Genomic DNA, 21,440 nt, shown 5'->3' with positions numbered 1-21,440 from the left:
AAGCAACTTCTCTTCCCATATAACCAAGCTCGCCAGAAAGGCTTTTTTGCGGGCGGGCATTATATATCCCAAGTATTTGATGCTTCCGTTTAGGAAAATATTTACCGCCCAAAAACAGTAAACACCATCCAGCCCTTCTTTTAATTTACGTTAAAAATAACAGCCTATTTGTTTTAAATAAGCGGCGAAATATAAAAATAACGTCAATCAAGGCAAATTTGCATTGCAGTATTGCCTGCCTTGTGGCAATTTCAACACATCAATGCTTATTTATAAAAAATCATCACGGCATTGATCCATTTATTTCAAATAACACAACTACAAGGAGCAAAGCTATGGCTACACAATTCTTCATGCCTGTTCAAAACATTTTAGGTGAAAATGCCTTGTCTGAAGCGATGGATGTTATTACCGCTTTAGGGTTGAAAAAAGCGTTGATCGTTACCGACGGCGGTTTGAGCAAAATGGGCGTTGCCGACAAAATCGGCGGTCTGCTGAAAGAAAAAAGCATTGATTACACCGTATTCGACAAGGCGCAACCCAACCCGACGGTTTCCAACGTAAACGACGGTTTGGCCGCTTTGAAAGACGCCGATGCCGATTTCATCGTCTCTTTAGGCGGCGGCTCTTCCCACGACTGTGCCAAAGCCGTAGCCATTGTGGCCACCAACGGCGGAAAAATCGAAGATTACGAAGGCTTGGATAAATCGAAAAAACCGCAATTGCCTTTGATTGCCATCAACACTACCGCCGGCACGGCTTCCGAAATGACGCGCTTTGCCGTGATTACCGATGAAGAGCGTCATGTAAAAATGGCGATTGTCGATAAACATGTTACGCCGCTGCTGTCGGTAAACGATCCTTCGTTAATGGAAGGCATGCCCGCCCCGCTCACTGCGGCCACCGGTATGGATGCCTTAACCCATGCCGTAGAAGCCTATGTTTCTACCATTGCCTCTCCGATTACCGATGCCTGCGCGGTTAAAGCCATCGAACTGATTGCACGTTATCTGCCGACCGCAGTCAAAGAGCCGAAAAACAAAGAAGCGCGCGAAAAGATGGCTTATGCGCAATTCTTGGCGGGCATGGCGTTCAATAACGCTTCATTGGGTTACGTTCATGCAATGGCGCACCAATTGGGCGGCTTCTACGATTTGCCGCACGGCGTCTGCAACGCGCTGCTGCTGCCCCACGTTGAACGTTTCAACCAACAGGCCGCCAAAGAGCGTTTGGATGAAATCGGCACCATCTTAAGCAAAAACAACGACGATTTGAAAGGCTTGGACGTGATCGACGCGATTACCAAACTGGCCCGTATTGTCGGCATCCCCAAATCTTTGAAAGAATTGGGCGTGAAAAAAGAAGATTTCGGCGTACTGGCCGACAATGCGTTGAAAGACGTTTGCGGCTTCACCAACCCGATTCAAGCCAACAAAGAGCAGATTGTCGGCATCTTCGAAGCAGCATTTGACCCCGCCTGATTTCATTCAATGCCGATTTGAATCTAAGGCCGTCTGAAAAATATAAACCGCACCCCAAAAGTTGGGCATCAGCCAACCCATTAAGGTGCGGTTTTCTTATGAGCAAAATACAATAGACTTTGAGAAGACTTTAAGAAACCTCTGCAAAACCGCCGGTGTAGATGCCGTTCAAGGCGTAGCAGCAACGCAGCAGGTTAAGTTTATTTGCGATATTTCAGGAAACAAACCAATGAACATCCACCCTATTCCCGCCTTTTCCGATAACTATATTTGGCTCGTCAAACATCAAAACGAAGCCGTCTGCATCGACCCCGGCGCAGCAGATGGCGTGCTGGCTTACCTCAAACAGCACCGGCTGACGCTTAGCCAAATGTGGATTACCCATCACCACAACGACCACACCGGCGGCATTGCCGCGCTCAAGCAAGCGTTTCCCGAGTGTACGGTTTACGGCAACCGCGACATTACCGATGCCGATATCCATGTGAACGAAGGCTCGCAATTGTCATTCGGCGGCAACACGGTTGACGTATGGGCCACACCCGGGCATACCGATACGCATCTGAGTTATGTTTTGCATATTTCAGACGGCCTCCACGTTTTTTGCGGAGACACTTTGTTTTCAGCAGGTTGCGGCCGCGTATTTACCGGCACGGCGGCACAGCTGTTCGCTTCGTTACAGCGCTACAACAGCCTGCCCGAGCACACGCTGTTTTATCCGGCTCACGAATACACGGCATCCAATCTGCGTTTTGCCGCCCATATCGAACCGGATAATGCCGATATTCAGACGGCCCTTGATGAAGCCCGGCATATTCCGACGCTGCCGGTCAGCCTTGCGCGGGAACGCAACATCAATCCCTTTTTACGCACCGGCCGCACAGAAACCGCCGGGCGGGCTCGCGCCCTCAGCGGCATCAACAGCCAAGACGAAGTGGCGATATTTGCTGCAATGAGGGAGCTGAAAAACCGTTTTTGATATTGGTTTTATAACAAATATGGTCTTTGCCCATTCACATTGAGGCCGTCTGAAAACAGTTTTTCAGACGGCCTCAATGCCATTTCAAACACGGATCAACGATGGTATTGCCTTGACAATTCATGCACCGTATCCACCAGCAACTTGGCGTGTTCGGGGTCGGCATGTTGGTTGATGCCGTGGCCGAGATTGAACACATGGCCGCTGCCGTGGCCGTAGGCTGCCAAAATACGCGCGGCTTCTTCGCGGATGCTGTCGGGTGTGCCGAACAGCGCAAAGGGGTCGAAATTGCCTTGCAAGGCCACTTTACCTCCTATGCGCTTGCGGGCTTCGCCGATGTTGCATGTCCAATCCAAACCGAGGGCATCGGCACCGATTTCAGCCATTTTTTCCAGCCACAAACCGCCGCCTTTGGTAAACACGATCACCGGCACGCGGCGGCCTTCGCTTTCTCGTTTCAAACCGCCGACAATCTGCTTCAGGTAGCGCAGGCTGAAGGCTTCAAACGCCGCATCGCTCAACACGCCGCCCCATGTATCGAAAATCTGCACCGCCTGCGCGCCCGCATCGATTTGGGCATTCAAATAAGCGGTTACGGCTTGGGCGTTAACGTCCAAAATCTTGTGCAGCAAATCGGGGCGCGAATACATCATGGTTTTGATGGTGCGGAATTCTTTGCTGCTGCCGCCTTCCACCATATAGCAGGCCAGCGTGAACGGGCTGCCGGAAAAGCCGATTAAAGGCACGCGGCCGTTTAAGGCTTTGCGGATGGAAGTAACGGCATCAAACACATATTGCAGCTTGCCCATATCGGGCACGTCCAGTTTGGCGATGTCGGCTTCATGCTGCAAAGCGCGCTCGAATTTAGGGCCTTCGCCTTCGGCAAAATACAAACCCAAGCCCATGGCATCGGGCACGGTTAAGATGTCGGAAAACAGAATCGCCGCGTCCAAATCAAAGCGTTCCAGCGGCTGAATGGTTACTTCGGTGGCCAATTCGGTGTTTTTGCATAAATCCAGAAAACTACCGGCGCGGGAGCGGGTGGCTTTGTATTCGGGCAGATAGCGGCCTGCCTGACGCATCATCCAAATCGGTGTGTATTCGACAGGCTGCTTGAGTAAAGCGCGCAGAAAAGTATCGTTTTTCAGATTGTTCATGTTCGGTCTCGTTAATATAAATTTGCTGCCGCAACAGATAAATAATATGTTCGGCGTCAGTTTTTTCCTATCAAGAGGCCGTCTGAAAGACTTTTTTCAGACGGCCTCTTACTGAAGCGGGTATCGCCTTTAACGGACTTCTACCGGCAACAGGTTTTCTTCTTCGTCCCGTGCAACGGCTTCCAACACCAGCTTACGCTGCAATTCGGCTTTTTGAGGCTGTTCGGTTTCTTCAAACACTTTAGCCAAAGCAAGGCGGGCGGGCACTTCGGGGCTGAGTGCGATACTGGCCTCCAAATAACTTTGCGCCTTGCCCCACAGTTGCTTGTCGTGTGCCAGCTGCCCCAAATGCATCAGTAATACGGCATTGTCGGGATGATCTTTCAGCCAGCCGTCTGCAACATCAATGGCTTTGCGCTGCTCTTTATCGCTCAAAAAGCGCACGCTCTCCACAAACGGCTCCAGCAATTCGATTTGACGGGTTTTCGGATAATGATCCGCCACCCATTTTACGGCTTGTTGATACAGGCCCAAACGCTGATATTTCTCGGCAATGGCCACGCTTAAATCGCCCGATTTGAGATGCTCGGGAATACGTTTCAAACAGGCTTTCAAGCCGCCGGCATCCGAAACCAACGCCAACAGGCGGCGGTAGGCCCAACTGTGGTATTGGTCGGATTCATAATCGCTGATCGCACCGGCCTTAACCAGTTTCTCCGATTTGTCCAACACATCCAACGCATTGCCTTTATCGAAAGCATAGCGCAACTGCAAACGCACCAAACGGGTCAGGCTGGGGTTGATTTGTGCCGCAGCCGCCAAGTGGTTTTCGGCAGCCGGATAATCGCGGCGGGTCAATGCCGATTCCGCCAGCAACAGATAACGCGAAAGCTGCTGCTTGGCAGGCAGGCTTTCGATGTCCTGCAAATAACGGTCGCGCAGGGCGGTATCGTCCATCTGGTCGGCGGCATGTGCGCCAAGCATCAAAGCCAAGGTGCGGTTGTCGCCCGCTTCTTTATTGGCCAATACCTTAGCCGCTTCCTGTTCGGCTTTTTGGAACTTGCCTTCAAAGAACGCCAATCCGGCATTGTTCAAAGCAGTCGCAGCCTGACGGCCTTTGCGCGCCACACCGAAACGCTGCATACGCCCGGGCACATTGAGAATGCCTGCAATCAGGCGCACCAGCAGGTAAAGCACCACCACAAGGGCAATCAAACCGATAATAAAGGCATGCAGGTTGATGCGCAGCATGGTTTGCTCTACCACCACATACACATTACCGCTGTATAAACCTGCCGCAATCGCCAAGCCTACGGCTACGGCGAACAAAACGATAATCCAAATCAAGCCTCTCATGCCCGCTCCCCTTTCACAACAGCCGGAGCGGAAGCCGGTTTGCTTTCACGCGGCGCGGCCGAAGGTTTCACATTTGTGGGCGCATCTTCTTTTTTCGGGCTCAACGTGGAGGGAGAAGAAGGTGCGACAACAGGCGCAGAAGCGGCCTCTTCTTTTTTCTCTGCGGCATCCGATGCTGCCGGAGCAGATGCCGCTTCAGGCACAGCGGCGGGTGTAGATGCGGCTTCGGGGAGCGTGGAAGGACGGCTCGGGCGCACCACTTCCTGATAATTGCGCACGGCATTCAAGCTGTTTTTCAGCACGTCGTCGGATACGGAACGCAAATCCAAAGCTTTCAATTCGCCCAGCTCGCGCAACCAAGATTGTGTGGCCGGAGAAGCGGTATCGAAATACTGTTTGACGGCGGTTTCGGCATTGTTCAAATCGTTCAGATACACTTCGCCGTTATGTTGGAGCAAGGCGGTGCGGGCATCCAAAAGGCGCAATCTCAGGTTTTCACGCACGAAATACACTTGCTCGGGTGCAATCAGCATGGCGTCGTTGTTATCCAAACGGCGCACTTCTACCATGCCTTTCAGCGCGGCAACGGTTTTCTGCCAAGCGTTTTGCCACCAAGAAAGATTAGCCGCCGGTGCGGCTTCGGGCCGGGCGTTCTGCCCCGGTTTCAGCGCGCCGTCCACCATCAGCGGCAAACCGGCTACGGCAGTTTCCAAGCGGTCGAGACGCAACGATACGGCGGAAACATCAAGATAAGGGCGGTTTTTCAGAGCCGTCAGATCGGTGCTGACGGCCTGCTTGATGGGCAGCAGTTCGGGGTGATCAAAGCGGCTTAAGCGGCTTTCGATGTTTTCCAGCACGTTCACCGCAGCGGGAACATTGCCGGTGAGCAGTAATTGCTGCGAACCCATATTGAGCATGGTTTCGGTTTCGTCCACCAGCCAGTCGGCACGGCCTTTGAGCAATTCTTGATAAGCTTTGTTGGCGGCGGCGATTTTATCGGCATTTTGTTTTTGGTTGCCGACGATTTGGTCTAATACGCTTTGGTTGTTGTTTTGTTTGCGCAAAATTTCTTGCAGCAGCGCGGCGTTTTGCGATTCGCCCAATGCGGCTTTGTCGATTTTTTGGTTGAAATCCATTTCTTGCGTTTTGAGCAGGTTTTGCCCCTGCACAAACAAAAAGCCGCCCGCGCCCAAAGCCAGCAGTGAGAAAGCCAGTGCCACAACGGCTACCGCCCGGCCTGATGATTGCTTTACCACCACCGGGGTGACTAGGGGTTGGTTATTTTTGGGGTCAGACATAAAATTTCCTGCTGGTTCGGGATTATTCGGAGCCGCTGCGGCGAAACCGGTTTTCGGTTCGGACGGTATCTGCGCGGCGGCGGTCGGTTCTTTTTGTGATGATGGCTCGGCGGCATCGTCGGAAACCGTTTCAGACGGCCTCACCGTGCCGTCTTTCGATACCACCAGTAAATGCTTGGACTGCTCCTGCGCTGGCGCATTTTCGGGCAGCTCGTTTTGAGGGGTGTTTGAATTGGATTCGCTCATTCGTCGCTCCGTACAACACATTCGTCTGCACGCCGCACCATCCTGATACGGCGGACACCTGCTTCGCGTAAAGCATCGGCAATACGCGGATGATGGGTGAAGTATATCAAGGTTCTCAGAAATTGGGCGAATCTATCCGGTGCCTGCTCAAACAATAAACGAACCATTTCGGCGGAAGTAACGTATGCGGCCTGCGGCTGTTCGGCTGCCAATATCTGCCAATCGGGCGTAAGAGGCCGTCTGAAATAGACTTCGGCCACTTCCACCTGAAAACCTTTTTGATTCAAGGCGTTTCTTAACCATTCCCGCCCGCCTCGGCCACGCACGATCAGGATTTTCGTACCGGGTTTCAGCGTATTCCATATCGGTAAAGCCAACACGGCTTCGCTGTCGTTGCCTTCTTGCGGGCAGATGATGTGATAAGGGTAAAACTTTGCTAAGGCTTGGCGGCTGCCCTGCCCCACGGTAATGTGTATGGGGAGGCCGTCTGAAAAATCAATATGCGGCGCGGCGGTTTCGACCGCACTCGGACTCACCCAGAAAACGGCATCCGCGTTGCAAAACTGCCGGTTGAGATGCCGCAAGGCTTCGTGATCCGGCTCAATCTGCATCGGGCTGAACGGCACGGCACGCCAACCTTGTGCTTCAAGTGTGGCCGCATCCGCCGAGGCTTGCGAGGGGGGGCGGACAATCAAAATGGCTGGACGGTGTTCAGACGGCCTGTTCATGCTGTTTCCTGTTTCGTTTCGGTTTTTATTCAACAATCGAAGCATGTGTTGAAAAACGCCTTACGGGCGTTTCAGACGGCCTTCAGTGTAGATTCCGATACATGGCCGTCTGAAAACTTATAACCGTTCATTTGCTTCGTAAGGTAAGCCGTTTGCTTCGGCCACTTCTTTCCAAGCCTGCAATATCAAGCTGCCGTCGTTGTCTTTCAGCAAAGCGGCATCCGACAGCATCCTCCGCCACACGCGCGCTTTGTTCAAACCGTGCATCAAGCCTAAATAATGGCGCACGGTGTGCCGCAATAAAGCGCCTCCGCCGGCCTGAACGCGGTCGCGGCTGTATCGGTACAGACGATGCACCAAATCGGCGTATTCGATGGGTGCTTCGTGGCTGCCGTAAAACAGCGCATCCCAATCGCGCATAACCATCGGGTTATGATAAGCCTCGCGCCCCACCATCACGCCGTCCACATACTTCAAATGTTCAGCAATCTGTTCGTTGGTGGTGATGCCGCCGTTGATGATGATTTCCAAATCGGGAAAATCGCGCTTAAGTTGGTACACATATTCGTATTTTAACGGAGGCACTTCGCGGTTTTCTTTCGGCGACAAGCCGTCCAACCAAGCGTTGCGGGCATGAACGACAAACGTGGCGCACGCGGTTTTCTGCGACAGCGTGCCGACAAAATCCTGCACGGTGCTGTATTCGGTTTGGCGGTCGACACCGATGCGGTGTTTAACCGTAACGGGAATCTGCACCGCATCCTGCATGGCTTTGATGCAGTCGGCCACCAGCTCCACTTCGTTCATCAGGCACGCGCCGAATGCGCCTTTTTGTACGCGCGGGCTGGGGCAACCGCAGTTTAAGTTGACTTCGTTGTAGCCGTAGGCTTCTCCTGCTTTCGCAGCTTTGGCCAAGTCAGAAGGCTCGCTGCCGCCCAGCTGCAAGGCCACCGGCTGCTCGCCTTCGTTAAATGTTAAAAAGCGGTCTTGATCGCCGTGAATAATCGCGCCGGCATTGATCATTTCGCTATACAGCCAAGTATGGCGGGTAATCTGGCGGGCAAGATAACGGTAGTGGGTATCCGTCCAGTCGAGCATGGGCGCAACGGAGAGGCGGCGCGGCGGTAAAGAATCGGCAGTCATGAAAATAAATAATCGGTTTGTGATTTGATCATACGAAACGGCACATTATAAAGCTTTTTAGCCGGTTTCCGCACAAACGGCACACAGAACCGGTGTGGTTCTTTGCCGACGGCGTTCAGTTTTTCGTAGCCACCGACACGTCTTTGGCATTCAATGTTTCCAACGCTTGCGGCGTTACAGCCACCAAAAAACCGCGTTTGCCGCCGTTGATATAGATCTGCTCCAAATCGCGTATCGTGCGTTCCACATACACCGGCAATGCGGTTTTGGTGCCGAACGGGCTGGTGCCGCCGACCAAATATCCCGTCCATTTATTGGCCTGCTTCGGGTCGGCAGGCTCGATATGCTTCATGCCCAACTCGCGGGCCAGGTTGCGGGTGGAAATGTGTTTGTCGCCGTGCATCAGCACAATCATGCCCTGCTTGTTTTCGTTTTGAAGCACAATGGTTTTAACCACCTGATGCTCCGGCACACCCAAACACTGCGCCGAATGCGCCGTGCCGCCATGCTCGACATAAGGATAAAGATAGGGCGTAAACGGAATATTGTGCGCCCGCAAAAAGCGGATAGCCGTCGTAACGGGATAATCGGTTTTGCTCATAACAGAAGGCCGTCTGAAAAACAATCATGCAGAAAACGCCAAACCTTTTTGCCGTGTCCGGCATGTTTGGCGACGGTTAGAATATGTAGCCGGCTATGTTACCATAAGCTCTTTAAACAGACTCTCAAGCCGACACACAGCCTGAAACCTTTGCTTTTCGGCTCTTCCCGAGAACGGCTTTCCCTATCCAGAAAGGACAAAACATGACTATCCAATACTTCGGCCAAACACCCCGCCTCTCGGAAGCCACCGTTGCCAACGGTTTCGTTTTTCTCTCCGGCATGGTTCCCGAACGCACCGATGTGGGCGTAACCGAACAAACACGCAATGTATTGGCACAAATCGACAAATGGCTTGCCGAATGCGGCTCCGATAAAAAACATATTCTCGAAGCCACGATTTTCCTGCCGAACCTATCCGACTACGCCGCCATGAACGAAGCTTGGGACGAATGGGTAGCCCCCGGCCGCGCCCCCGCCCGCGCTTGTGTAGAAGCCAAACTTGCCAACCCCGAGTGGGCGGTGGAAATCAAAGCGTCCGCCGTTCAGATTCAGAAATAAAAAACATCATCAATATGATGAACCGATGTTTTATAAGCGATACAGCACCGCTTTGGCCGTCTGAAAAAAACATGCTTGCAGGGTTGGACACCGTGCAAGCATTTTTGATTAAAGCGCCCCAATATGCCGACAAAGAAATAGGGGCTGAAGTAGATCAGCAGTCATGATAGGCTGCCAAAGGGCTAATCTACTTCAGCTCCTTTTTTATTTCATCCGCACCCTATTCCGGCCGACGGGCGGGGTCTATCAACAATACCCGTGCGTTGTGTGTCGACCACAGCAGTTTGGCCGTTTGGCGCAGGCGGGTTTGGATGATGGTGCGGTGCAGCTGAGGCAGGCGGCTCAGGTAACGTGCATCACCGTAATGCCTGTGGCTGGCGGCCAAACGCTCCAGCCATATTTCGGGGTTAGCTTGGCGTTTGGCTTCCTGCTCGATAAACAGCTGTTGCAGATTATCGGCTTCGGCTTTGGTGATGTTTTCGGGAAGCCGCTGCAAAATCTGTTGGGCGGTTTCCCACGCTTCGGCGGCCTGTTCGGGCGGCGTGCTGAAGAAGAGGTTGCTTTCCACGCGGTTGTAAACAGGCTCGGGCAAAGCGGCAAACTTGACGCTGTATGTGCTTTGGTTGCGGCTGCGCAATTCGTCTTTCAAACGCGCATTGGCAAGGTTGACCAGCAGCGGAATCTGTTCCGAGGTATCGGGCGTCCAGTCGTAGAAGGGCTGCCAAGACCACGCATTCACATCGGTGCCGTCGATATCGTTGATGGGGGCGCGGCGCAAAGTGGCCCCTTCCAACAGCGGCCTGTTCACGTTTTCGGCGTGGCTGCGGGGAATATCGGCCAGATATTGTGTGAGCAGGGGAATGATTTTTTCAGACAGCATACTGCTGACTATGTAGTGGTTCACATTACCCGATGTCAGCTTGCGCCATTGCCTCTGCATATCTTGCGGCGTTAATGCGCGGATCTCGGTGCTGTCGTGAGGTCTCGGTTCGGTTTGGCCGTAGCGCAGAATTTCCAGCTCTTGCTCCTGTTTGCCGGGAACCGATTGCAGATACACCGGCAAGCGCACGGCAGCGGCTTCCAGCCCGCTTTGCCAATCGGCCGCCGCCACCGATGCGGTTTGACGGCTGCGGTAAAGTTGCAGCAGCTTCTCCAAACCGGTTGCGGGCACTTGGGCATCAACCGTTTGGCGGTCGCTGTCGAGCCGGTAACGGTAAACGATGCCCTGTTGCCGCTGCCATTGCTTGAAAACGTGAGTGCTCCAACCTTCGGGGGCGGAACGGTTGGCGATGTCTGCCGCCAACTGTGCCTGCCAGCCGTTTGCACCGCCGTGCAGATAGCCGGTGTCGGCAATGGCTTTGAAATAAATTTTGCTGCCTGCCGAAGCGTGTTGCAGAAGCGAAATACGGTCGCCGTTGCTTAAGGTGAGATAGGTAACGGCATTGTCTTTATCGTAACTTTTCGATACCGCTACGCCCTGCCCTTTATGCACGGCAAAAGCAGTATGCTGCGCAGCTTGCGGCTTAGCCGCTGTTTGCGCGGGCGTGGCAAGTGTGTGTATGGAAGGCTGCTGCTTGGCCGGAACCGGCTTGGCTGCTTGGGTTTGCACAGGGGCTTCGGAGGCCGGTTGGTTTTGCGGCGTTGCTGCCGTCTGCATCATCACCAGTTTATCTGCCGCATTCAGCCATTCCAAAATGCGGCGATTCACGGCTTGGGCATTCACACGGTAAAGCTGCCCGCGTTCGGCGGCTCTCAGCGCGGCAGAAGGCACACGCTTACCGGCAAGCGCGGTTTCATCGGCCGTCTGAACGATGTTGGGGAAATCGTCGGGCAATGCGTCTTGACGGCTCAAATGGTTGTGCACGATTTTGCGGTAGGCAGCGGTTTCGCTGTCTGACGCGGGCTGCTGTTTCACATTCTCAATCAGGCGGTGCAACGCAGCCAAAGCCTCTTGATGCCCGCCCGGCAAAACATCGGTATAAAAACCCAGCGAGCCGGTTTGCTTGCCGAGATCGCCGAACTTCATGGCCACATTTCCGCCTTCCGCCTCTAAGCGCATGTTGATGATGTGGGCGGCAAAATTATCCAGCAACCGCTGATACAGGCCGGCATTGCTGTTTTCTTGTGAAGCGGCATTGTTGAAACGGAACACCAACGACAGTTTGTTTTCGGTGTTGTCTTTGTCGGTAATGTGGTGGATTTGTTTGGCGGCAGGTTGGGGTTCGTATTCTTGTGCATGGCGAATCGGCAAATCAATCGGTTTCAGACGGCCTAATGCTTCTTGCACGGCGGTAACGGCTTTTTTAGGATTGAGGTCGCCGACGATGACCAGCACGGCGTTGTTGCTGCCGTACCATTTGGAATGGAAACGGGAGGCGGTATCTGCCTGCGCCTGTTCGATGGCCTCACGGCTGCCGATAGGCGGGTAACGGCCGCTGCGCGAACCGCTGTGCAGCAAGGCGTGGTGCCGGCGGCTCAAACGGTTGGCCGGCGTTTGCTGCTGGCGCCATTCGGCCAAAATCACTTGCTGCTCTTTCTGCCAATCGGCAGGCGAGAAATTTTGCGGGGAAAGCATCTGCCGGTAAACCGCCAAAGCCTCTTCAAGCTGGCGTTTGCCTTGCGGCGGAGACAGCAGATAGCGGGTAAAACGGTAGCCGGTTTGAGCGTTGTAGTGGCGGCCGAGCTGCCAGCCTTGCTGATTGAGATGAGCCGACAAACCTTGCGGAAAAGCCGCCGAGCTTTGAAACACCATATGTTCGGTGATATGGGCGATGCCTTCTTCACCGTCGTTTTCATCGGCAGCACCCGCCTGCACCTGCAAACGCAAGGTCAGCCTGCGGTCGGCGGAAGGCACGTTGAAAATGTGGTAAATCAAGCCGTTGTCGAGTTTGCCTTCAACATGCTCCACTTTGCCCGCACGCACGAAGGCGGCAGAGAAAAGCACTGCAGCAAGCAGTAAAAAACGTATGAGTCGCATTTTTGTAATGTGTCGGTATTTTTTATTCGGTCGGAGCCGCAAACGGCGGCATCCGTGCTTTTTATTTTTAATATTGTTCAGGCATGATGCCTGATGTGTTACCGAGGCCGTCTGAAAACTTTTCAGACGGCCTCAACTTATCATCAAACAGCCAACTGCGGAAACAGGGCTTTCAACCCCGCCACAATAATCTCTACGGACACCGCCGCCAACAGCATACCCATCACCCGATTGAGAATGGTTAGGCCGGTATCGCCGAGTTTTTTACTCACATAAGTGGCCGCCATCAACACCGCATAACAAATCAGGCTGATAACCAAACCGGCCGCCAAAATCAGCAGCGTATCGCGGTAATGCTTGGCTGCGGAAGCATAAATAATCACGGTGGAAATACCGCCCGGCCCGATCATCATCGGAATCGCCAAAGGCACAACTGCAATCGCACCGATACTTTGCACGGCTTTGGGGCGGATGGTGATATCGTTGTCTTCCCCCGTACCCACATCCGGTTTGGCCGGATTGTTACCGCCGTTCATCATCGAAATGGCAATCAGCAGCACCAAAATGCCGCCGCCGACTTGGAAAGCGCCGACGCTGATACCGAAGAGTTTTAAGATGGCTCCGCCGGTCAGACAGAATGCGGTAATCACAATCATCACGGTAGCCGATGCTACCTGTGCCACTTTCCGCCGTTCGCGCGTGCTTAAGTTGCGGGTTAAATCCAAATAAATCGACAATGCGCCAAACGGGTTGATCAACACCATAAACGCCAATATCAGCTTGCCGATTTCCATGCCTATCATGTGTTGTTTGCCTTTTTATTGTTGTGTTTCATGTTGTTTTCAGACGGCCTCTCCGCCTTCGCCGTTTTAACGCCGCTGGTTGCTGATACCCATCAAAAGAGCCAGCACCATCATAATCGACAAAGTTGCCGTGCCGCCGTAGCTGACCAGCGGCAACGGCACGCCGACCACGGGCAGAATACCGCTAACCATGCCCATATTGACAAAAGCATAGCAGAAAAACGTCATCGTGAGCGCACCGGCTAACGTGCGGCTGTATAAAGTGGGCGCTTTGGCGGCAATGTAGAGGCCGCGCCCCAAAATCAGCAGGTAAATCGCCAGCAGCAATACATTGCCGATTAAGCCGAATTCTTCGCCGTAAACGGCGAAAATAAAGTCTGTGGTGGCTTCGGGAATGTAGTCCAAATGGGTTTGCGTGCCGTTGAGCCAACCCTTACCCCAAATACCGCCCGAACCGATGGCAATCATCGACTGCAAAATATGATAGCCCGCGCCCAGCGGGTCTTTGGTGGGATCGAGCAGGGTCAGCACGCGCGTTTTTTGATAGTCGTGCATACCGTAGTTCCAAATCAGCGGCAGCGCGGCCAAAAAGCCGACCAGAGCGGTAAAAATCACTTTCCAAGGCAAACCGGCAAAGAAAATCACAAACAGGCCGGAAGCCATAATCAGGGTTGCCGTACCCAAATCGGGCTGCTTGAGAATCAGCGCACCCGGAATCAGCACCAACAGTAACGCACCGATATAGTGATACCAACGCAACGACATTTCATATTTTTGAAAATACCAAGCCACCATCATCGGCAAAGCAATTTTCATGATTTCAGACGGCTGTATCCGCCCGATACCGATGTTAAGCCAACGGGTCGAACCGTTTACCGTTACGCCGAAAAAATGCACCCCCAGCAGCAACACCACCCCCAAGGCATACATGGGCGGTGCAAATGCAGATAAAGTCTGCGGCTTCGCCCGTGCGATAAACCACAGCAGGATAAACGCCAATACCGTGTGTACGGTTTTGTTTTCAAGCTGGCCGATTTCCTGCCCGTCGGCGGAATACAGCAAAAACAGGCTCATGATGTAAACCGCCAACATAGCATAAAACAGCCACGGATCCATCGGCTCCCACACGGCACGCCTGATGCGGCCGAACAACGTTTCTTCATTCATACTCATGGTGCTGCTCCCGAGGCCGTCTGAACATCGGCCGCGCTCTGATATGCCTGCCTGAACACCGAAGATGCCGAAGAAGGCGCAAGCGGCGCACTGGAAGCGGTAAGCTGCGGATGGGTTTGCTCGGGTTGCGGCGCTGAAGCGGCCTGAACAACTTCGCCTTTCCCCGCTTTGCCGCCTTGCAAGGTCAGCAGATAATAATCGCTTAAGGCACGCGCCACAGGTGCGGCATTCGCTCCCCAGCCGCCGTTTTCGAGCAATACCGCTATCGCAATCTGCGGCTGCTCCACTGGCGCAAACGAAATAAACCAAGCGTGGTCGCGGTGTTGTTCGGCCAATGCCGCCGCATTGTAACGTGCACCCTGCTTAATCTGTACCACTTGCGCCGTGCCGGTTTTGCCGCCCATGGTGTATTGCAGGCCGTGACTGATGCGCCGCGCCGTACCGCCCTGCAACACTTTGGCCATCGCTTGTTTGATATATTCGAAGTTTTCGCGTTTAAACGGAATCGTGCGCTCGGGTTTGGGATCAATCAGCGTAATTTCACGGCGTTCATGGTCGAGCAACTCTTTGACCAAGTGCGGGCGGTACACCACGCCGTTATTGGCCAGAGAAGCCGTAGCATGGGCCATCTGAAGCGGCGTATAAGCGTTGTAACCTTGACCGATGCTCACCGACACCATTTCGGCGGGATTCCATTCGCGCGCTTTCGGGTCTTTAGATTTGGCAAACCGCTTGGCTTTCCACTCGCGCGAAGGCAACACCCCTTTATATTCGTGCGGCAAGTCAATACCCGTTGCCGAACCCAAACCGAATTCGGCCAAATAAGGCCATGTTTTATCAATCCCCACTTCATAGCCCAAACGGTAGAAAAACGTATCGGAAGACACCTGAATCGCTTTGCTTAAGTTGGCCGAACCATGCCCGCTGCGTACAGAATCGCGGAACAAATGGCGCGAGCCGGGAATGCTCCATGCGCCAGGAGCAGGCACAACCGTGGTTTGGGTAATCTTGCCGTTTTCGAGCAAAGCCATACCCATAAACGGTTTGAATGTAGAACCGGGAGGATACAAGCCCTGCGTTACGCGGTTAATCAGCGGTTTTTGCCAATCTTCGTTCAAAGCTTTCCATGTGTCGCTGTCGATCCCGTCGATAAATAAATTGGGGTCGAAAGACGGTTTGGACACAAACGCCAACACGCCTCCGGTTTGCGGATTGATGGCCACAACCGCACCGCGGCGGCCGTCCATCAGGCGGTCTGCTTCCTGCTGCAAACGGATGTCCATTGCCAAACGCAAAGTCTGGCCGGTTTTGGGCGGAACGGTTTTCATCACACGCACCACGTTGCCATAAGCGTCTTTTTCCACTTCCTGATAACCGGGAGAACCGTGCAGCTGACGTTCGTAAAAGCTTTCCAAACCCGATTTGCCGATATGGGTGCTGCCGCGATAAAGCGCAGACAGATTTTCTTCGTCAAGTTTTTTCTGATCACGGTCGCTGATGCGGCCGATATAGCCGAGAAAATGTGCCGTCAATTCAGGATAACGGTAGGCACGGAAGGTGCGCGCATTGATTTCCACGCCTTTGAAGCGGTAAAGCTGGGCCGCCAAACGCGCCGCTTCATCGGGATGGAGTTTTAATTTAAGGGGAATGTTTTCGTAAGAACGGAATTCTGCACGGAATTTTTTAAAACGCTTCAAGTCGCCCGGCGTAATATCCACATAAGGACGTAACGATTCGATTAAACCTTCTATTTTGCCCTCTACTTTTCCCGGCACGATTTCAAGCGAATAAGCGGGATAATTGTGCGCCAATACCACGCCGTTAACATCGACGATTTCACCGCGTATCGGTGCCGTGGGCACCAGCGAAATACGGTTGGTATTGGCTTGAACCACATAATCTTGATGCTTGAATACCTGAAGGTACACAAAGCGTGCCAGCAACACCGAGAAAAAAACGGCAATCAGCACAAAGGCCAGCACCAGCCGCAATCTGAAATCGCGCTGGCGTCGGGCAATATCATGGTTGTGGTCGTAGGGCCGGTAAGTATGGTTGTTCATCGGCGTAAACGGCGGGAGTTAAGAATAGACAGCATCATTTTGCTTAAGAGCGGCCACAGCAAAGCACCTACGAAAGGGCCGACAAACGCCGGCCACTCGGCAAAACGCTGATCGTGCATCAAACGCACCACCGCCAACACGGCTTGGCTGCACAACAAAGCCGCCAACACAACAACGGCCTGAAAGCCGTAATGGTAAAGCACAATCTGCCTTTGATGATGCTGGATAAAAAACACCATCACCATATAAGCCAGCGCATGCTGGCCCAATAACGAAGCGGTGCCGATATCTACCAGCAGCCCTACTGCAAAGGCTATGCCGATACCCACGGTTTGCGGTTTGTGCAATGCCCAATACAGCAAAACCAATGCCGTAAATTCGGGCAGCCAAAAAAACACTTCAAACGGAAACGGCATAAAATCCAGCAACATGGCAAGCACGAAGCTGGATACGATGATGCTCGCCGGCACACGGTTGTGAAAATCTTCAAAATCAGTCATAACAAGACTTGATAGACTTAAGGGGAAGTTTGGGCGGCCTGTTCAGACGGCACGGCCTGCCCGGCTTGTTGCGGAATGACCAGCACATACTTGCTGCTGCGGAAGCCGGCCAAAGGCGAAAGTGATACGCGGTAGTAAGGCGTTCCTGCGGCATGCGCCACCTGTTCTATTTTAGCAACGGGAATGCCTTCCGGATATACGCTGTCCAAACCCGAGGTCAACAGCACGTCGCCGGCACGCAAATCGGCATCGGCAGGAAAATAACGCAGGCTTACGGCACTGCCGCTGCCGTAAAGCAGGCTGCGCACCCCCGTGCGCGCCACCGCTACCGGAATCACGGTTTTGCCGTTGGTAACCAAAGTCAGCTCAGCGTTCAACGGATACACTTGCGTAAGCTGCCCCATCAAGCCGCTGCCGTCAATCACGGCATCTCCGGCACGCAGGCCGTGCGTGCTGCCTTTATTCAGAATCAGTTTGTCGGAAAGCGGGTCTTTGCCGTTGGAAACAATTTCTGCGCCGCCGGTGATGCGTATGCCTCTTTCCTGCAAACCTTGCAGTTTTTTCAACTCCGCCAAATCGCGCACTTGCAGCTTGGATTGCTCCAACATCAATTTCAGACGGCCGTTTTCTTCATTCAAACGTTGATTGTCTGCCATCAAGGCCGATTGTGACTGCAAAAAACCGCTCACATAGCGGTAGAGATTAACCGGCTGATTAGCCAGCCATTGTACGGGATACAGCGCGGTAGCCACATAGCCTTTGGCGCGCTGAACCGCAGCATAACGGCTGTCGAGCATCATCAGCGCCACACAAACAATCGACAACACAATCAGTTTGCTGGCAGGCTTCATGCCCCTTTGGGCAAAGTTTAAAGAAGGTTCGGACATTGTTCAGACGGCATCCTGACGGTTAGGATTCATTCTATATTGATTAAGGATTGACCACAAAAATCGAATTCAGTTTGCCTATCATATCCAAAGCCTTGCCCGAACCGCGTGCCACGCAGGTTAACGGATCTTCGGCAATCATCACCGGCAAGCCGGTTTCTTCGGCCAGCAGGCGATCCAAACCTTTCAGCAGCGCCCCGCCGCCGGTCAGCACCAAACCGCGTTCGGCAATATCCGCACCCAATTCGGGCGGCGTTTGCTCCAACGCATTTTTTACCGACTGCACGATTTGGTTTAGAGGCTCGGTTAATGCTTCCAACACTTCATTCGAGCTGATGGTAAAAGCCCGCGGAATGCCTTCGGCCAAATTGCGACCTTTCACTTCGATTTCGTTTACTTCCATACCCGGGAAAGCCGAGCCGATTTTGGTTTTAATTTCTTCGGCGGTTGCTTCTCCGATCAACATACCGTAATTACGGCGCACATAATTGATAATGCTTTCGTCAAACGCATCGCCGCCTACACGGATGGAATGCGAATATACTACGCCCGATAGTGAAATCACACCCACTTCGGTTGTTCCGCCGCCGATATCCACCACCATACAGCCGGTTGCTTCTTCAATCGGCAAACCGGCACCGATTGCCGCCGCCATCGGTTCTTCAATCAGGTTAACCGAAGATGCGCCCGCAGCAGAGGCCGAATCGCGAATGGCCTTGCGTTCCACTTGGGTTGAACCGCAAGGCACGCAGATAACGATACGGGGCGGAGCGGCAAAGCGGCTGTTGTTCACTTTTTTAATAAACTGTTTCAACATTTTTTCAGTTACGTTGAAATCGGCAATCACACCATCTTTCAACGGACGAATGGCCTGAATGCTGCCCGGCGTGCGGCCTAACATTTTTTTGGCTTCCGTACCCACCGCCAAAATCGCGCTTTTGCCGTGTGCCGCATCCGTCTGCATCGCCACCACCGAAGGCTCGTCCAAAACAATCCCTTTATTGCGGATATAGATCAGCGTGTTGGCGGTACCCAAATCAATAGCAAGATCATTGGAAAAATAGCGTGTTAAAAAGCGAAACATAGGTATGTCCTGAATTGTAGTATCTGGTTAAACAATTTAAGAAAGAGGGAGCATCGCATTTCAGACGGCCGCATACTGTTACAAACAGTTGAAAAGCACTAAAATCGCCATGCCGAAAGATATGGTTTTCGGTTATAATTCTCCGCCGAACGGAGCAATAATCAGATAAACGCGTAATAATACCCTAGTTTGGGTATTTGCTGAATTAAATTTAAGGATTTTTTATGGCCCTGACCTTGAGCGATGTGGAAAAAATTGCCAAACTTTCCCGCCTGAGCCTGACAGATGCTGAAAAAGCGCAAAACCTTCAAGAATTGAACGACATATTTTCATTGGTTGAAAAAATGCAATCGGTAAATACCGAAGGCATCGAACCGATGGCACATCCTCACGAAGTTGCCCTGCGTTTGCGTGAAGACAAAGTAACCGAAACCGACCATGCCGCCGAATACCAAGCCGTTGCCCCCGAAGTGCGCAACCGCCTGTATATCGTTCCCCAAGTTATCGAAGAATAACCGGCACATAAAACACATTTCTTACGGTTAATCAAACCGCCTGTGTTAAACACATACTGTTAATGTAATAGCAATATTTTCAGACGGCCTCCCGCCAGCCAACATTTAAGGCCGTCTGAATCATACGGTTGAACATAAAATGACCCAATACACTCTGAAACAAGCCAGCGAATTGCTGCAAGCCAAAAAAATTTCCGCCACCGAGCTGGCTCAAGAATACCTCAACGCCATCGACGCCCGAAACCCCGCCATCAACGGCTACACCACTCTGAATAAAGAACTAACGCTTGCCGAAGCCCAGGCCGCCGACGAACGCTTGGCCGCCGGAAACGCAGGCATCCTCACCGGCGTACCCATTGCCTTTAAAGACATCTTCTGCCAACAAGGTTGGAGAAGCGCGTGTTCCAGCAAAATGCTCGACAACTTCGTTTCCCCCTACACCGCCACCGTCGTGCAAAACCTGCTCAACGAAGGCATGGTAACGCTCGGCCGCACCAATATGGACGAATTCGCCATGGGTTCGACCAACGAAACCTCGTTTGACGGCGCCACTAAAAATCCGTGGAATTTAGAAAACGTACCCGGCGGCTCTTCCGGCGGTTCCGCAGCCGTGGTAGCGGCCCGTTTGGCACCGGCGGCATTAGGCTCCGACACCGGCGGCTCCATCCGCCAGCCCGCCTCGCATTGCGGCATTACCGGCCTGAAACCCACTTACGGCGTCGTTTCCCGTTTCGGCATGGTGGCTTACGCCTCCAGCTTCGACCAAGCCGGCCCAATGGCACAAACCGCCGAAGACTGCGCCATTCTGCTGAATGCCATGGCAAGCTTCGACGAACGCGATTCCACCAGCTTGGAACGCGCCAAAGAAGACTACACCCGCAACTTAAACCAACCCCTCAAAGGCTTGAAAGTCGGCCTGCCCAAAGAATATTTCGGCGAAGGCATGTGCGCAGACGTACAAAAAGCCATTCAAGCGGCCATCGACCTGCTTAAAGCACAAGGCGCAGAAATGGTAGAAGTGAGCCTGCCGCAAACCGAGCTTTCCATCCCCGCATATTATGTTTTGACCTCGGCCGAAGCCAGCACCAACTTATCCCGCTACGACGGCGTACGCTACGGCCACCGCACCGCCCGATTCGGCGACTTGGAAGAAATGTACAGCAACACCCGCGCCGAAGGCTTCGGCAGCGAAGTCAAACGCCGCATCATGATCGGCACCTACGTTTTGAGCCACGGCTATTACGATGCCTACTACCTCAAAGCCCAAAAACTGCGCCGTTTGGTCACCAACGATTTTCAGACGGCCTTACAGCAATGCGACATCATTCTCGCGCCTACGGCCCCCACCGCCGCGCCCAAACTGAACAGCAACGTTAACGACCCCGTGCAGATGTACCTTTCCGACATCTACACCATCGCCGTCAACCTCGCCGGCCTTCCCGCCATGACCCTGCCCGCAGGTTTCTCTTCAGACGGCATGCCGATTGGCGTGCAATTGATTGGCAATTATTTCGCCGAAGCGAAATTGCTGGGCGTGGCGCATCAGATGCAGTTGGAAAGTGATTGGCACAGTAAAACGCCCACCGGTGTTTAAAAAAGGGCTACCTGAAAATAATAAGGCCGTCTGAAAAATTTCAGTCCGCCTTTGATATGATTCATTCTATTTCACAAGGTATTTAACCATGAGTATTTACCAAGAAGGCTTAAACTTTGATAGAACCGTAGATTTCTTTATCTCTTTTGACGAAGAAACTGAAGAATATATAGTAGATATATTCAATGCTCAAATTGCTGACAAAGACCAAGCCTATATTGAAACATTTGAATGTGAAAACTTTGAAGAAGCTTTAGAAGCTGCACAAAACTATGAATTACTTATTGCCGCTTAAATC

At 52.8% G+C, this 21,440-nt stretch carries 19 protein-coding genes; 6 read left to right on the top strand and 13 right to left on the bottom strand.

Going from position 1 to position 21,440, the window contains the following annotated elements; genetic code table 11:
- The first annotated feature begins 335 nt into the window (after positions 1–335).
- Entirely contained in the window at positions 336–1,481 is a 1,146-nt protein-coding gene (locus AKG43_RS02845; protein ID WP_054599071.1) for an iron-containing alcohol dehydrogenase, read from the top strand.
- A gap of 229 nt (positions 1,482–1,710) precedes the next feature.
- Positions 1,711–2,460: a hydroxyacylglutathione hydrolase gene (gene gloB, locus AKG43_RS02840; RefSeq protein ID WP_054599070.1), complete on the top strand. Its 750-nt coding sequence runs from the start codon at positions 1,711–1,713 to the stop codon at positions 2,458–2,460.
- Between the two features lie 95 nt (positions 2,461–2,555).
- On the opposite strand, the gene hemE is transcribed toward gloB, so the two are convergent.
- The 6 genes from hemE to ybaK form a co-directional block, all read right to left on the bottom strand.
- Entirely contained in the window at positions 2,556–3,617 is a 1,062-nt protein-coding gene (hemE, locus tag AKG43_RS02835) for a uroporphyrinogen decarboxylase (RefSeq protein ID WP_054599069.1), read from the bottom strand.
- Between the two features lie 129 nt (positions 3,618–3,746).
- Entirely contained in the window at positions 3,747–4,973 is a 1,227-nt protein-coding gene (locus AKG43_RS02830; protein ID WP_054599068.1) for a heme biosynthesis HemY N-terminal domain-containing protein, read from the bottom strand.
- The gene (locus AKG43_RS02825; protein ID WP_231718095.1) at positions 4,970–6,271 is read right to left on the bottom strand and encodes a uroporphyrinogen-III C-methyltransferase; all 1,302 of its coding nucleotides are present in this window, start codon (positions 6,269–6,271) and stop codon (positions 4,970–4,972) included. Before AKG43_RS02825 ends, AKG43_RS02830 begins: the two co-directional genes overlap by 4 nt.
- 242 nt (positions 6,272–6,513) lie before the next feature.
- Positions 6,514–7,245, bottom strand: coding sequence for a uroporphyrinogen-III synthase (locus AKG43_RS02820; protein ID WP_054599066.1), 732 nt, complete (start codon positions 7,243–7,245; stop codon positions 6,514–6,516).
- Positions 7,246–7,362: 117 nt separating this feature from the next.
- Entirely contained in the window at positions 7,363–8,388 is a 1,026-nt protein-coding gene (gene dusA, locus AKG43_RS02815; RefSeq protein ID WP_054599065.1) for a tRNA dihydrouridine(20/20a) synthase DusA, read from the bottom strand.
- A gap of 115 nt (positions 8,389–8,503) precedes the next feature.
- Positions 8,504–8,989, bottom strand: a complete 486-nt coding sequence (gene ybaK / locus AKG43_RS02810) for a Cys-tRNA(Pro) deacylase (RefSeq protein WP_054599064.1) — start codon at positions 8,987–8,989, stop codon at positions 8,504–8,506.
- A gap of 203 nt (positions 8,990–9,192) precedes the next feature.
- On the opposite strand from ybaK, the gene AKG43_RS02805 reads away from it, so the two are divergent.
- Complete coding sequence (locus AKG43_RS02805; RefSeq protein ID WP_054599063.1) at positions 9,193–9,549, top strand: RidA family protein; 357 nt, start codon at positions 9,193–9,195, stop codon at positions 9,547–9,549.
- A 220-nt stretch (positions 9,550–9,769) separates the two neighbouring features.
- Here AKG43_RS02805 and AKG43_RS02800 read toward each other — a convergent pair whose 3' ends face one another.
- From AKG43_RS02800 to AKG43_RS02770, 7 genes are all read right to left on the bottom strand, one after another.
- A complete protein-coding gene (locus AKG43_RS02800) occupies positions 9,770–12,526 on the bottom strand; it encodes a M16 family metallopeptidase (protein ID WP_054599062.1) in 2,757 nt (918 codons plus the stop codon).
- A gap of 143 nt (positions 12,527–12,669) precedes the next feature.
- Positions 12,670–13,329, bottom strand: a complete 660-nt coding sequence (locus AKG43_RS02795; RefSeq protein WP_054599061.1) for a MarC family protein — start codon at positions 13,327–13,329, stop codon at positions 12,670–12,672.
- A gap of 66 nt (positions 13,330–13,395) precedes the next feature.
- Positions 13,396–14,502 (bottom strand): rod shape-determining protein RodA, encoded by a 1,107-nt coding sequence (gene rodA, locus AKG43_RS02790; protein ID WP_054599060.1) that lies wholly within the window; start codon positions 14,500–14,502, stop codon positions 13,396–13,398.
- Positions 14,499–16,562: a penicillin-binding protein 2 gene (mrdA, locus tag AKG43_RS02785; protein WP_054599059.1), complete on the bottom strand. Its 2,064-nt coding sequence runs from the start codon at positions 16,560–16,562 to the stop codon at positions 14,499–14,501. The genes rodA and mrdA overlap by 4 nt, the downstream gene beginning before the upstream one ends.
- Positions 16,559–17,062: a rod shape-determining protein MreD gene (mreD, locus tag AKG43_RS02780; protein ID WP_054599058.1), complete on the bottom strand. Its 504-nt coding sequence runs from the start codon at positions 17,060–17,062 to the stop codon at positions 16,559–16,561. The genes mrdA and mreD overlap by 4 nt, the downstream gene beginning before the upstream one ends.
- Positions 17,063–17,079: 17 nt before the next feature.
- Positions 17,080–17,949, bottom strand: a complete 870-nt coding sequence (gene mreC / locus AKG43_RS02775; protein ID WP_054599057.1) for a rod shape-determining protein MreC — start codon at positions 17,947–17,949, stop codon at positions 17,080–17,082.
- Positions 17,950–17,992: 43 nt separating this feature from the next.
- Complete coding sequence (locus tag AKG43_RS02770) at positions 17,993–19,033, bottom strand: rod shape-determining protein (protein ID WP_054599056.1); 1,041 nt, start codon at positions 19,031–19,033, stop codon at positions 17,993–17,995.
- A gap of 224 nt (positions 19,034–19,257) precedes the next feature.
- On the opposite strand from AKG43_RS02770, the gene gatC reads away from it, so the two are divergent.
- From gatC to AKG43_RS02755, 3 genes are all read left to right on the top strand, one after another.
- Positions 19,258–19,548, top strand: a complete 291-nt coding sequence (gatC, locus tag AKG43_RS02765) for an Asp-tRNA(Asn)/Glu-tRNA(Gln) amidotransferase subunit GatC (protein WP_054599055.1) — start codon at positions 19,258–19,260, stop codon at positions 19,546–19,548.
- Between the two features lie 139 nt (positions 19,549–19,687).
- A complete protein-coding gene (gatA, locus tag AKG43_RS02760) occupies positions 19,688–21,142 on the top strand; it encodes an Asp-tRNA(Asn)/Glu-tRNA(Gln) amidotransferase subunit GatA (protein WP_054599054.1) in 1,455 nt (484 codons plus the stop codon).
- An 88-nt stretch (positions 21,143–21,230) separates the two neighbouring features.
- Positions 21,231–21,437, top strand: a complete 207-nt coding sequence (locus AKG43_RS02755; protein ID WP_054599053.1) for a hypothetical protein — start codon at positions 21,231–21,233, stop codon at positions 21,435–21,437.
- Positions 21,438–21,440: the final 3 nt, after the last annotated feature.

Origin of the sequence: Neisseria sp. 74A18, from assembly GCF_001308005.1 — a bacterium.
Lineage (GTDB): Bacteria > Pseudomonadota > Gammaproteobacteria > Burkholderiales > Neisseriaceae > Neisseria > Neisseria dumasiana.
This window is presented reverse-complemented; position numbering and strand designations above follow the sequence as displayed.

Bases quoted from the DNA above. Each gene is read 5' to 3' on its own strand.
- AKG43_RS02830 (WP_054599068.1), bottom strand. From the start codon at position 4,973: ATGAGAGGCTTGATTTGGATTATCGTTTTGTTCGCCGTAGCCGTAGGC.
- gatC (WP_054599055.1), top strand. From the start codon at position 19,258: ATGGCCCTGACCTTGAGCGATGTGGAAAAAATTGCCAAACTTTCCCGC.
- AKG43_RS02825 (WP_231718095.1), bottom strand. From the start codon at position 6,271: ATGTCTGACCCCAAAAATAACCAACCCCTAGTCACCCCGGTGGTGGTA.
- hemE (WP_054599069.1), bottom strand. From the start codon at position 3,617: ATGAACAATCTGAAAAACGATACTTTTCTGCGCGCTTTACTCAAGCAG.
- rodA (WP_054599060.1), bottom strand. From the start codon at position 14,502: ATGAGTATGAATGAAGAAACGTTGTTCGGCCGCATCAGGCGTGCCGTG.
- gatA (WP_054599054.1), top strand. From the start codon at position 19,688: ATGACCCAATACACTCTGAAACAAGCCAGCGAATTGCTGCAAGCCAAA.
- AKG43_RS02805 (WP_054599063.1), top strand. From the start codon at position 9,193: ATGACTATCCAATACTTCGGCCAAACACCCCGCCTCTCGGAAGCCACC.
- gloB (WP_054599070.1), top strand. From the start codon at position 1,711: ATGAACATCCACCCTATTCCCGCCTTTTCCGATAACTATATTTGGCTC.
- AKG43_RS02845 (WP_054599071.1), top strand. From the start codon at position 336: ATGGCTACACAATTCTTCATGCCTGTTCAAAACATTTTAGGTGAAAAT.
- AKG43_RS02795 (WP_054599061.1), bottom strand. From the start codon at position 13,329: ATGATAGGCATGGAAATCGGCAAGCTGATATTGGCGTTTATGGTGTTG.
- mreC (WP_054599057.1), bottom strand. From the start codon at position 17,949: ATGTCCGAACCTTCTTTAAACTTTGCCCAAAGGGGCATGAAGCCTGCC.
- mreD (WP_054599058.1), bottom strand. From the start codon at position 17,062: ATGACTGATTTTGAAGATTTTCACAACCGTGTGCCGGCGAGCATCATC.
- ybaK (WP_054599064.1), bottom strand. From the start codon at position 8,989: ATGAGCAAAACCGATTATCCCGTTACGACGGCTATCCGCTTTTTGCGG.
- AKG43_RS02800 (WP_054599062.1), bottom strand. From the start codon at position 12,526: ATGCGACTCATACGTTTTTTACTGCTTGCTGCAGTGCTTTTCTCTGCC.
- mrdA (WP_054599059.1), bottom strand. From the start codon at position 16,562: ATGAACAACCATACTTACCGGCCCTACGACCACAACCATGATATTGCC.
- dusA (WP_054599065.1), bottom strand. From the start codon at position 8,388: ATGACTGCCGATTCTTTACCGCCGCGCCGCCTCTCCGTTGCGCCCATG.
- AKG43_RS02820 (WP_054599066.1), bottom strand. From the start codon at position 7,245: ATGAACAGGCCGTCTGAACACCGTCCAGCCATTTTGATTGTCCGCCCC.
- AKG43_RS02755 (WP_054599053.1), top strand. From the start codon at position 21,231: ATGAGTATTTACCAAGAAGGCTTAAACTTTGATAGAACCGTAGATTTC.
- AKG43_RS02770 (WP_054599056.1), bottom strand. From the start codon at position 19,033: ATGTTTCGCTTTTTAACACGCTATTTTTCCAATGATCTTGCTATTGAT.